The sequence below is a fragment of the Nitrospira sp. BLG_1 genome (genome assembly GCF_047338595.1).
Lineage (GTDB): Bacteria > Nitrospirota > Nitrospiria > Nitrospirales > Nitrospiraceae > Nitrospira_D.
In genome coordinates this window covers 25,167-35,650 of record NZ_JBLFBO010000030.1, presented here as the reverse complement: position 1 = coordinate 35,650, position 10,484 = coordinate 25,167, and the positions used below count along the sequence as shown (strand labels likewise).

Annotated in this window: 13 protein-coding genes; 11 read left to right on the top strand and 2 right to left on the bottom strand. The window is 57.8% G+C overall.

Annotation, left to right across the window (positions count from 1 at the left end; translation table 11 throughout):
* Nucleotides 1-50: 50 nt before the first annotated feature.
* On the bottom strand, nt 51-1,169 hold the full coding sequence (locus tag ACMTNU_RS15855; protein WP_413936278.1) for a sigma 54-interacting transcriptional regulator: 1,119 nt from the start codon (nt 1,167-1,169) through the stop codon (nt 51-53).
* 208 nt (nt 1,170-1,377) lie between these two features.
* Between ACMTNU_RS15855 and ACMTNU_RS15850 the strand changes: the two genes are divergently transcribed.
* From ACMTNU_RS15850 to ACMTNU_RS15820, 7 genes are all read left to right on the top strand, one after another.
* The gene (locus ACMTNU_RS15850) at nt 1,378-1,947 is read left to right on the top strand and encodes a carboxymuconolactone decarboxylase family protein (protein WP_413936277.1); all 570 of its coding nucleotides are present in this window, start codon (nt 1,378-1,380) and stop codon (nt 1,945-1,947) included.
* 69 nt (nt 1,948-2,016) lie between these two features.
* Nucleotides 2,017-2,391 carry a DsrE family protein gene (locus ACMTNU_RS15845; protein ID WP_413936276.1) on the top strand — a complete coding sequence of 125 codons (375 nt, stop codon included), beginning with the start codon at nt 2,017-2,019 and terminating at the stop codon, nt 2,389-2,391.
* A gap of 64 nt (nt 2,392-2,455) precedes the next feature.
* On the top strand, nt 2,456-3,055 hold the full coding sequence (locus ACMTNU_RS15840) for a pyridoxamine 5'-phosphate oxidase family protein (protein WP_413936275.1): 600 nt from the start codon (nt 2,456-2,458) through the stop codon (nt 3,053-3,055).
* 57 nt (nt 3,056-3,112) lie between these two features.
* Nucleotides 3,113-4,357 (top strand): ABC transporter substrate-binding protein, encoded by a 1,245-nt coding sequence (locus ACMTNU_RS15835; RefSeq protein WP_413936274.1) that lies wholly within the window; start codon nt 3,113-3,115, stop codon nt 4,355-4,357.
* Nucleotides 4,358-4,402: 45 nt separating this feature from the next.
* On the top strand, nt 4,403-4,825 hold the full coding sequence (locus ACMTNU_RS15830; protein ID WP_413936273.1) for a hypothetical protein: 423 nt from the start codon (nt 4,403-4,405) through the stop codon (nt 4,823-4,825).
* Between the two features lie 29 nt (nt 4,826-4,854).
* Entirely contained in the window at nt 4,855-5,712 is an 858-nt protein-coding gene (locus ACMTNU_RS15825) for an alpha/beta fold hydrolase (RefSeq protein WP_413936272.1), read from the top strand.
* Nucleotides 5,713-5,785: 73 nt separating this feature from the next.
* Nucleotides 5,786-6,553, top strand: coding sequence for an SDR family NAD(P)-dependent oxidoreductase (locus ACMTNU_RS15820; RefSeq protein WP_413936271.1), 768 nt, complete (start codon nt 5,786-5,788; stop codon nt 6,551-6,553).
* 105 nt (nt 6,554-6,658) lie between these two features.
* Here ACMTNU_RS15820 and ACMTNU_RS15815 read toward each other — a convergent pair whose 3' ends face one another.
* Nucleotides 6,659-7,483 (bottom strand): sterol desaturase family protein, encoded by an 825-nt coding sequence (locus tag ACMTNU_RS15815; protein WP_413936270.1) that lies wholly within the window; start codon nt 7,481-7,483, stop codon nt 6,659-6,661.
* Nucleotides 7,484-7,843: 360 nt separating this feature from the next.
* Between ACMTNU_RS15815 and ACMTNU_RS15810 the strand changes: the two genes are divergently transcribed.
* From ACMTNU_RS15810 to ACMTNU_RS15795, 4 genes are read left to right on the top strand one after another with little or no spacing between them, the layout of a single operon-like run.
* On the top strand, nt 7,844-8,176 hold the full coding sequence (locus tag ACMTNU_RS15810) for a DUF2282 domain-containing protein (RefSeq protein ID WP_413936269.1): 333 nt from the start codon (nt 7,844-7,846) through the stop codon (nt 8,174-8,176).
* 11 nt (nt 8,177-8,187) lie between these two features.
* Entirely contained in the window at nt 8,188-9,033 is an 846-nt protein-coding gene (locus ACMTNU_RS15805; protein WP_413936268.1) for a DUF692 domain-containing protein, read from the top strand.
* Complete coding sequence (locus tag ACMTNU_RS15800; protein ID WP_413936267.1) at nt 9,017-9,790, top strand: DUF2063 domain-containing protein; 774 nt, start codon at nt 9,017-9,019, stop codon at nt 9,788-9,790. Before ACMTNU_RS15805 ends, ACMTNU_RS15800 begins: the two co-directional genes overlap by 17 nt.
* Nucleotides 9,787-10,368: a DoxX family protein gene (locus ACMTNU_RS15795; RefSeq protein ID WP_413936266.1), complete on the top strand. Its 582-nt coding sequence runs from the start codon at nt 9,787-9,789 to the stop codon at nt 10,366-10,368. The genes ACMTNU_RS15800 and ACMTNU_RS15795 overlap by 4 nt, the downstream gene beginning before the upstream one ends.
* Nucleotides 10,369-10,484 lie beyond the last annotated feature (116 nt).

Below are 10,484 nucleotides of genomic sequence, written 5' to 3'. Positions count from 1 at the left end.
CTCCAGACCTCAGATCATAGGGTGAAGACGTCCACTTTTTCGAGCTTACCTCAATAGAACAGATCCTCACGGAAGCGGCCCGCCTCGGCTTCCCGCTTCAGGTCCCGGTTCGTCGCGGCGACGATCCGCACGTTCACCTTGCGTGTCTTGGTTTCCCCGACGCGTTCGAACTCTCCTTCCTGGAGCACACGCAGTAATTTGGCTTGCATCGGGAGCGGCACTTCACCGATCTCGTCGAGAAAGAGGGTGCCATGATCGGCCATTTCGAAACGGCCCGGGCGATCGGCCAGCGCTCCGGTAAAGGCGCCTTTCACGTGACCAAAAAATTCGCTCTCGAACAACGTATCCGGGACGGCACTACAGTTCACTTTGATCAAGGCTCGGTCTTTGCGCGGGCTCCGGTCATGAATCGCGCGCGCGACCAGTTCCTTGCCGGTTCCGCTCTCGCCGGTAATCAAGACTGCCGCATCAGTCGGAGCGACCAACTCCACTTGGCGCAGAACATGCTGCAGCGCCTGACTCTCGCCGACGAATTCTCCCATCCCCAGGGCTGCTGTGACTTCCTCGCGCAGATAGAGGTTCTCTTCTTCCAAGCGGGCACGAAGGAGATCGATCTCTTCATACGCTTTGGCGTTCGCAATGCTCACCGCCGCGTAATCTGCGAAGATCCGCAACCACTCGAAGGCTTCCTCGTTGAGCAAGCCCCGGTCGAAGAGCCCCAGGACTCCGAGAATCTCGCCCCGGTAGGTCAAGGGCTGCGCGGCGAAGGTCCTCACTCCCTCGCGTGTAAACCAAGCCGGGCGCGCCATCCACTCTTCGCTGCCTTGCAGTCCGGCCAGCCAGAGCGGCTCCCCCGTCGCAGCCACGCGCCCGATTTTGCGTTCGCCTAGTGGAAACCGGTGAAAATCGCCGTCGAGGCGGCTGTAGTCGGCTTGCGGGTCACCGGGAATGCCAGCACTAGCGACGAGGTGCAGTGATCGTTCACCCGTAGGAAGATCCTTTCGGCTTCGGCACAGGTCGCAGATCGCATCCGGTTCGACCAACCAGATGCGTGTCAGAACGGTATTCGGACATTGGGCGATGCCGTCGGTAATAGATCGCAGGACATCACACAGCCCGCGGTGACGCGCGGTGGTCACCATCACCTGGGGAAGCTGTTTGGGATTCATAGGACTCAAGCTACGAGATTTCGATATGAAATACAACGAACAATCGTAGATTACGAATACTCGTACCGATCTATTTTGTAAATGAATTAACAAACGATCGTACTATCAATGATTTAGAGATTCATGCACTAAGGCACAGTTACTGCTGAATAGGATGATCAATCGCGTACTTGAAGCGCGGGCAACCCACACCGTTGAAGGAGGTATCATGACTCGCATCGCACAACTCGATCCGCAGACAGCCACCGGCCCAGCCAAGACGCTCTTCGAGGGAGTCCAAAAGAAGTTAGGCGTGGTCCCGAATCTGATTCGCGTCTTGGGCAACGCTCCGGCTGCGCTCCAAGGTTACCTCGGCTTCAGCGCCGCCCTTGGGGACGGAAGCTTTTCTCCGAAGCTCCGCGAACAGATTGCGCTCACCGTCGCCGAGACCAATCGCTGCGCCTATTGCCTCAGCGCCCATTCGTTCATCGGCGGTAAGCTGGGCTTGACGCAGCAGGACCTCGCCGATGCCAGGACGGCTGCGGCAGTGGATCCTCGCACTGACGCCATCTTGAAATTGGCACAGAGTATTGTGGTGCAACGCGGAGAACTTGGGGCGGCAGGACTCGATCAGGCGCGCCAGGCCGGGCTGACCGACGGAGACATCGTCGAGACCGTGGCGCATGTCGCGCTGAATATTTTCAGCAATTACATCAACCACATCGCCGGGACCGTCATTGACTTTCCGGAGGTCTCACTCACCAGCGGGTGCGCTGCCTCGTCCTGCGCCTGCGGGTAGAAGCGAGACGTTCAGGGAGTGTTAAGAGACAACATTTTGTTCGCTGAGATGTTGAGAACGGAGGAAGCAATGAAAACAGCAATCGTCATATTGTCCGATCCCAAGAGCGGCGCCGAAGAAGCGCTGGGACGCGTGTTCAATGCGCTCGCCCTAGCCGCTGAATCCAAGCAGAAAGGCGAGGACGTCGCCGTGGTGTTCAATGGGCCAGGCACCAGATGGCCGGCGGAGCTGACCAAGCTGACGCACCCGGCCCATGCGCTCTATCAATCCGTACGCGATGTGGTCCAGGGTGCCTCGTGCGCCTGCGCGGAGGTGTTCGGGGCGACGGAGAGCGTGAAGTCGTGTGGAGTGGCGAGCGTGAACGACAACGCGTTGCCGGGAACGTCAGGCCTCTTGAGCCTCAGGCGGTACTTGGCAGACGGCTGGAGCGTGGTGGTGTTTTGATCGACCGAGCAGGGGTGGAGGGGAGACGGTCTCAGTCTGCCTTCCCCCCACGGAGGCCAATACGATGGCGATGAAATATCTGCAGGTGGCAATGACCGAGTCGGTCCGCCTGGCGCAGCAACGGTACTACGGACATGCGCCGATGTTCAGCGATGTTCCTGACCGCGATCCGCTCGGCGAGGCTGAAGCTCGCTTTATTGGCGATCGAGACAGTTTCTATCTGGGATCGGTCGGTGAAACCGGTTGGCCCTATGTCCAGCACCGGGGCGGGCCGAAAGGCTTTCTGAAAGTTCTGGATCCCGCCACACTTGCATTCGCCGATTATCGGGGGAACCGGCAACTGCTGAGCACGGGGAATTTCCACATGAACGACCGGGTAGCCTTGTTTCTCATGGACTATAAGAATCAGGCACGGTTGAAAATCCTCGGTCATGCGCGAGTAGAAGATGTCCGGGAGAATGCGGCTCTCGCTGAGCGGCTCGCGCAGGGGGATAGGCGGAACAAGGTCGAGCGGGTCGTCACCATCGAGGTGGTGTCCTACGACTGGAACTGTCCGAAGTACATCACTCCGCGCTATTCCCTCGACGAGGTGGAGGAGGCCATGGCCCCGTTGAAAACCCGCATTGCCGAGTTGGAAGCGCAGCTCGGCTCGGTTAGAGCGTAGAAGAGCGGTGGATGCGATCGAGCTTCCGTCGCTGCCGACATAGAGGAGACAGGACTTATGCAACGTATTTCACGTCGAAGGTTTTTGAAGCTCACGACTGTCACGGGTGGCGCGTTCGCGTTCGGGGGCTTGACCGACTTACTCCAGTTCTCAAGGTCAGGAGCTATCGCCCATGCCTCAGAACCGATCAAGGTCGGGATCATCGATCCGCTTTCCGGTCCATATAGCACATCCTCCATTCACGACGTACACGGCGCAACGGTGGCAGTGGAACACTTCAACAAGAGCGGCGGGGTGCTGGGGAGACCGGTGAGACTTGTGGGGGCCGACGATGCCTCGAATGTCCGGACCGGGCTCACAGCTGCTGCCAAACTCATCAAAGAAGACCGAGTGGACTTCTTGATGGGGACCTTAAACGGAGAGGTCGCCCTTGCAGTGGCCGATCTCGCGAAAGCGGAACACCTGCCCTTCATGGTGACGGGGGCGCATGTCCCGGAGTTGACGGGAGTCGGCTGCAACTCGCACACCTTCGTGTTCATGCCGAACGCTCGGATGTTATCCAAAGCCGTCACGCCCCATCTCGTGAAGGCCTATGGGAATCGTTGGTTTATGGTCACAGCCGAGACGATGGATGGCCGCGCGGCAGAACAGGCCATGACCGCTGCGCTCTTGGACGAGGGTGGCGACGTGCTCGGCTCGGTCGGGACACCCTTCGGGACCACCGACTTCATAAGCGCGATGGCCCAGGCCAAGACGGCGAAACCGAGTGCCGTGATTCTGAATCTCTACGGTTGGGATCTCGTTCATGCCCTGAAGGCCTACAGCAGACTTGAGCTGGCCAAAGAACAGATCGGTGTCGGTGGGATGGTCAGCGGCGAACAGATTGGGCGCCCGCTTGGCTACGCCGACCATGCCGGCATCTGGGGGTTGATCTGGGATCCGAAAATCAACACGGATAGCTCCAAGCGGTTCATTCAAGGCGTCATCGATAAGTACAACCACACCCCGACCTCCCGCTGCTACCACGGCTATACGGCCATGACGCAAATCTTGGAGGCAGTCCAACGGGCCGGTACGACTGAGACAGGAGCTGTGAGCAAGGCGCTCGAAGGACATGCCTTCGACGGGTTGAAGGAAGGGCGCTCCTACTTCCGTGCGTCGGACCACCAGCATGTGCAGGACCTGCTGGTTGGAAAGGCCTATGGCAAGGAGCTGGGGCTGGGTCACTACCAACTATTAGCTACGGTCCCGGGCGATGCGGTTGCGAGCACGCCCAATCAGTCTCAATGTCGGCTTTCGTAAGCGCTCACGATGGCCATGTGCCGGGACCACAAAGGAGGATCGAACATGAACACGTTACCATCACGACAGAATCAACTGCGAAACCCCCTGAGGTTCTTCAGTGAATTGTTGGACCAGCCGGCCTGGGTTGCGGGCTGGGTCTTTACCTTGATGGTGATCAATATGGCCAGCCTCGCATTCTGGAGCGAACCGCTAGCCAAACTCATCCTGGTCGTCTTCATGCTGTCGGCCATGCTGATGATGGGGCTCTATGCGGTATTCGGTTTCGCACGGATCCTCGGCGTGGGACACGTATTCTGGATTCCCTTGCTGGGGTATCTCATCATTCAACTTCAACAGATCGAAGGACTGTTCGCCGGTTATCTCCTCGTGCTGTCTCTCGCCATCGGCGTCTCGTTGCTCTTCGATATCCGCGATGTGTGGATCTATTGGTCATCCAAACGGGCGCAGCGCTTAGGTGTTGCTTGACGCCATTTCGAGAAAGGAGTGTTGTGATCATGACACAGGCTTCGAGGGCCATCTTGGGACATATGACTTATGGGCAAGGCAGCGAGAACGTGCTGCTGTTGCATCATTGGATGGGTGATGCAGGAAGTTACGATCCGCTGATTCCTTACCTCAACCAGGACCGCTACTCCTATGTGTTCGCGGATCTGCGAGGCTATGGCATGTCGCGACATCTTGCCGGCGCCTACACCGTAGACGAGGTGGCGGCGGATGCGTTTCGTCTCGCCGACAGTCTTGGGTGGACGGAGTTCCATGTGATCGGCCATTCCATGTCCGGCATGGTGATGCAACGCATGATCCTCGATGACTGGCTCTCCGGTAGGAAGCGGATCAAGAGTGCTGTCGGCATTACGCCGGTATCAGCGGATGGGTACCCCGCCGACGAGGGAACCAAGAAATTTCTCTGGGACTTGATTCACCAACGTGAACTGACGGAACAGGGGCTCCTGATGCTGACGGGGCAACGACTTTCACCTGTTTGGGCGCACTCGCGAGCAACCCGGCATCTCCGGATGTCTACAAAGGAAGCCGTCCAGGGCTATTACCGGATGTGGTTGGAAACAGACTTTTCTCAGGAAGTCCTCGGCGCCAAGGTCGGCACGCCGGTGCTGGTGATCGGCGGGCGTCAGGATCTTCCTGGTTTCCAAGAGGAGCACCTGAGAAAGACGTTGGGGACCTGGTTCGAGAATGCGGAGTTCACCTTCATCACAGATGCCGGTCACTTTCCGATGGACGAGACGCCGGTCTATCTTGCCAGCATTCTCGAACGTTTTCTTGACGCCCATCGCGGTACTTGCCATGACGGACAGGCGCAGAGGTCTAAGGACTCGGTCCTCAACGCGGTGTAGTGGTCCATCGTTCATCATTCACCAAGGTATCGAGTTGCCTCTTGACTGAGGCCCTGTTCATGGGAGGTCATCAATGGAAGAGTCGAATCACCCCGTCGCGCTCATCGTGGGAGGAACCAGTGGTATAGGGTTCGCCACGGCGAAGCGCTTGTTGGAACGTCACATCCCTGTCGCGATCATCGGCAAGTCTCGAGGAAAACTGGAAACGGCAGTGCACGAGTTGTCGGCGCTTGGAACCGTCGAAGCATTCTCCGCCGACTTATACGCGCCGGATGATGTCCAGCGTATTCTTGCCTTTGCCGAGAACCACAGTCGCCATATCAAATACTTAGTGAATGCGGCGGGGTACTTCAAACCTACACCGTTTTGCGATCACACCTCCGAGGACTACGACAGGTATCTGAATCTGAATCGATCCCTCTTCTTCATTTCGCAGGCCGTCGCCAAGAACATGGCCGCCAACGGCGGTGGTTCGATCGTGCATATCGGGTCGATGTGGGCGCGACAAGCCGTCAAAGCGACGCCGTCCTCTGCCTATTCGATGGCGAAGGCAGGCCTGCATGCGCTCACACAACATATGGCCATGGAGTTGGCGGACCACAACATCCGTGTCAATGCGGTATCACCGGCCGTAGTACACACTCCGATTTACCAGACCTTCATCGAGCCCAGTAAAGTGGACGAGACATTAGCCTCCTTCAACGGGTTTCACCCCATCGGCCGGATTGGGACTCCGGACGACGTGGCCCGAGTCATCCAATTCTTACTGAGCGACGATGCTGCGTGGGTGACCGGTGCTATTTGGGATGTCGATGGTGGGGTGATGGCAGGACGCAACTGATCAGCGGCGGGAAAGGAGAAGCCAGCTAGAAATCAGAACCGGCACTGGACTCCTCAGTTCCTTACCGTTTGTTCAACAACGGACCACGACCCCTCCCTCTCTTCACTATGGTTGCAATCGTGCACGGTTTGCGTATCGCCCCAGCTGTGTCACGAAGGGGAAGCGGAGCATCATGAACAAGTTCAGACAGACCGGTGGACCAAGATGCTCCAAGCCGATCTTCATGCCGGTCTGTCCTAAAGTCGGTTGTGGGCAATAGGTTCCGAATAGGCGATCCCACCAGGGCACGTTGAATCCGTAGTTGCTGTTGGTCTCTCGTACATCCGTCGAATGGTGAATCCGATGCATATCCGGCGTGACGATGAACCATCGAAGCACTCGATCAAGGGCGACAGGCATCCGCACATTGCTGTGGTTGAAGAGGGCCGTACTGTTGAGGACGATCTCGAAGATGACGACCGCCAGCGGTGCCACCCCCAGCATCAGGACCGACAGGGCTTTCACTCCCGTCGAGATGATGATCTCCACAGGGTGAAAACGCACGCCGCTGGTGACATCCAGGTCCAGGTCGGAGTGATGCATCATATGGAAGCGCCACAAGATCGGCACGTCATGGAAGACTTGATGTTGCCAATAGATGATGAAATCGAGTGCGACAATCGCCAGGGCGAGTTCGAGCCAGGCTGGCCCTTCGACCCAGTTCAAGAGTCCCCAATGACGGTCCTGCGCCATTGCCGCCGTCGCCACGACGCCGCCCATGAACAGCAGGCGGGCCAGGACGGTGTTCAAGACCACGATGGTCAGGTTGCCGCCCCAACGACAGAGCTTCGACGCCGTCAGCTTACGCCGCGGCGCCAACAGTTCCCACGTCGCCATCACACCAAGGACGGATACGTACGATCCAATCCGAATGAGATCTACGGACTCCATCGGCTTTCCCTCCTCCCGATCACACTCCGCTCACAAGGCGATGATACTCCTCTTTTGGAGAGTCAGAGGCACGAAAATCTGAATGGATTCGGGCGGGCGGAATTCCCCGAATCAAGAGAGCCGATCGCTCGACTCTTTTTCCGAACTGTAAGCTGCCTCACAGCGAAGTTTCGGCTCGATCGGTAGGATGTGAGCGTGCCACTGTGCCCTGAATCCACACTCGGTCGGGAATATGATGTTCTCGCATTGTAGAAAGGAGGGTACTCGTTGGGGATGTGGTGACGTACAGTTGGACGGAAAGCAAGTTCACGAGTCAGCACGAGAGCCGTATCAGCGAAACACTTTTTACAGGAGAATCATATGAACGCAAAGACAAAGAAGAACGCCGTGATCCATTCAGCTTTGTTGGTTGCCTTGAGTTTCGCCGGTGCCCAGGTGGCAAACGCCGAGCCCAAGGTTCCACAACTGCCGGCTGGATGGGAAGCCTGCGGAGGGGTTGCCAAGGCCGGGATGAACGACTGCGCCGTGAGAACCAGTCTCCATGCCTGTGCGGGCATGGCCAAGAGCGACAATGAGGCGGATTCGTATGTGTTTCTGCCGAAAGGGTTGTGCACCAAGATTGCGAAAGGCACTGTGCTGTCCGTCACGAAAGAAGACATGGCCAAGATGAAAGAAGAAATGAAGAAGATGTAGGACGATCCGTCATGTCGGTTCAACAGCCCCTCCCGATCCCGGCTCAGGCCGGGATCGGACTGCGGTCACACCATTATCGAGAAATCCTGGAGGAGCCGCCTCCAGTCGCCTGGATGGAGGCCCACCCGGAGAACTACTTCGGTGAAGGGGGCGCACCCCTTCGCATCCTTGAGCGGATCAGAGGCAGCTACCCGTTGAGTTTTCACGGAGTCGGGCTCTCATTGGGTTCCACGGATCCGATCGACTCGACCCATCTTCGTAAACTGAAGGCATTATTGGATCGCTTCCAACCGACCTTCGTCTCGGAGCATCTGTCGTGGAGTTCGGTCGATGGTCGCTTCTTCAACGATTTGTTGCCGCTCCCGTATACGGAAGAAAGCTTGGACCTCGTGTGTGCCAAGATCGATGAAATCCAGACGGAGCTGCAAAGGTCCATGCTCATCGAAAATGTCACCCGGTATCTGACCTGGCGGGATTCGACAATTCCGGAGGGTGAGTTCATGGCTGAAGTCGTGAGGCGAACCGGCTGCGGGATTTTGCTGGATCTCAACAATGTCTATGTCAATGCTGTGAATTTCCACCTGGACCCGGTGAAGTTTCTCGACGCGATTCCGCCTGATGCCGTGCAAGAGATCCATCTGGCGGGTTTCGATCGCATCGGAAGATGGCTGGTCGATACGCACGGCCAGCCTGTCTATCCGGAAGTCTGGAGTCTGTACGAATGGGCTCTTCACCACTTTGGCCCACGACCAACATTGATCGAATGGGATACCAACCTCCCGCCGCTGGCCGTGTTGGTGGAGCAAGCCACCCACGCCGATGCCATGCTCGGAGCCCGTCATGCCACGACTGTATGAACTCCAGCGCGCGTTCGCCTCTGCGATTGTTGAAGGGAACAGCCTGCCGTCCGTCACCTCGATGCAGGGTGGGCCATCCTGGCGAAGCCTGGCCCTCTATCGTCGATTGATTCGAAACAACTATACGCAGGCATTGACGATCACCTACCCGGTGCTCCATCGCTTGATCGGCGGTCACTATTTCGGCGTGTTCGCACGCGGGTATATCAAGCGGTATCCCTCGACGAGCGGCGATCTGTTTGCGTATGGGCAGCATTTCCCGCTCTTCCTCCGTCAACTTGAAAGCCCTCGTCTGCTTATCGAACTGGCTCGTTTGGAATGGGCCTGTCACGAACTGCATCAAGCTGCCGACAGCCCGCTTCCTTCTCAAGAGTGGGGGAAGACCCTTGCCACGGTCGATCCCTCCTCTGTGACGTTCCGCCTGAATCAGGCCGTGCGGCTGCTGCGATGCGCGCTGCCGGTCCATCGAGTCTGGCACGCGCTCCAACCAGAAGTTGGTGGAAAGGAGATCGACGACGTGTGTCTGTCTCCTGAGGAGGGGGGTCTCCTGGTGACGAGAGCCGGTGGAAGGATTCATGTCAGGAGCCTCTCGCCCAAACAGTGGTGGCTGCTCCAGGCCGTGCGCGATGGAAAAACCGTGGCGGAAGTTGAGTGCATGGCGAGAGAGTTCACACCTGAAATCGACTTTGCCCAATTTATGACCGGCCTGTCCGGTGCCACCACAGGCCCGGTATTCTCACTCGAGGTGCAGTCATGATTCACAAGAAGGGATGGTTGACCGTGGTGCTCGATCACGCAGTGGCCTGGTACGGTCGAGTCGTCTGGGGCTTGGAGGCCTTGTTACCCCTCTTTGACTTGTCGGTCCGTCTGTACCTCGCGCATATCTTCTGGACGGGCGGGATGGTGAAGCTCTCCAGTTGGATATCGACGGTGGTGCTCTTCACCATGGTCTACGATGTGCCGTTGTTGCCGCCAGAGATGGCCGCCTACGTGGCTACCGCCGTCGAATTGGGCGGCTCGTTCCTGTTGGCGATCGGCCTGGCCGGTCGGTGGGCGGCCCTCTCGCTGTTCGGACTCAATATCGTCGCCTCGATCTCATACGGACAAGTATCCGATGCGGCGCTTCAAGAAGCGTTCTATGTGGGAATGCTGTTCTTATATTTCGTCCTGCACGGGCCGGGGCTACTCTCCGCCGACACTCTGTTAAGCCACCTCATTCAACGCAGACAGTCGAAGAGCGATGCTAAGCCCACTCTTTCCGCTCACACAGCCTCTCACAGTGTCTCGAATGCCTCGGATGCAGAGATGAAGGCAGGCTTGCCATGGAGAGGATAACCGAGCAGGCTGTGCGTGGAACGTGAAAGAGGATCCCGCGCATTCAACTCGGCCAGCGAGCGAGGCTCAGCTCAAGTAGTTCCGTGGAAGGCAACTCATGGGTCTAGAAGAGTTCC

Excerpts from the sequence above, each read along its gene's own strand:
- ACMTNU_RS15835 (WP_413936274.1), top strand. The coding sequence starts at position 3,113 with ATGCAACGTATTTCACGTCGAAGGTTTTTGAAGCTCACGACTGTCACG.
- ACMTNU_RS15850 (WP_413936277.1), top strand. The coding sequence starts at position 1,378 with ATGACTCGCATCGCACAACTCGATCCGCAGACAGCCACCGGCCCAGCC.
- ACMTNU_RS15840 (WP_413936275.1), top strand. The coding sequence starts at position 2,456 with ATGGCGATGAAATATCTGCAGGTGGCAATGACCGAGTCGGTCCGCCTG.
- ACMTNU_RS15820 (WP_413936271.1), top strand. The coding sequence starts at position 5,786 with ATGGAAGAGTCGAATCACCCCGTCGCGCTCATCGTGGGAGGAACCAGT.
- ACMTNU_RS15845 (WP_413936276.1), top strand. The coding sequence starts at position 2,017 with ATGAAAACAGCAATCGTCATATTGTCCGATCCCAAGAGCGGCGCCGAA.
- ACMTNU_RS15810 (WP_413936269.1), top strand. The coding sequence starts at position 7,844 with ATGAACGCAAAGACAAAGAAGAACGCCGTGATCCATTCAGCTTTGTTG.
- ACMTNU_RS15795 (WP_413936266.1), top strand. The coding sequence starts at position 9,787 with ATGATTCACAAGAAGGGATGGTTGACCGTGGTGCTCGATCACGCAGTG.
- ACMTNU_RS15855 (WP_413936278.1), bottom strand. The coding sequence starts at position 1,169 with ATGAATCCCAAACAGCTTCCCCAGGTGATGGTGACCACCGCGCGTCAC.
- ACMTNU_RS15825 (WP_413936272.1), top strand. The coding sequence starts at position 4,855 with ATGACACAGGCTTCGAGGGCCATCTTGGGACATATGACTTATGGGCAA.
- ACMTNU_RS15830 (WP_413936273.1), top strand. The coding sequence starts at position 4,403 with ATGAACACGTTACCATCACGACAGAATCAACTGCGAAACCCCCTGAGG.
- ACMTNU_RS15805 (WP_413936268.1), top strand. The coding sequence starts at position 8,188 with ATGTCGGTTCAACAGCCCCTCCCGATCCCGGCTCAGGCCGGGATCGGA.
- ACMTNU_RS15800 (WP_413936267.1), top strand. The coding sequence starts at position 9,017 with ATGCCACGACTGTATGAACTCCAGCGCGCGTTCGCCTCTGCGATTGTT.
- ACMTNU_RS15815 (WP_413936270.1), bottom strand. The coding sequence starts at position 7,483 with ATGGAGTCCGTAGATCTCATTCGGATTGGATCGTACGTATCCGTCCTT.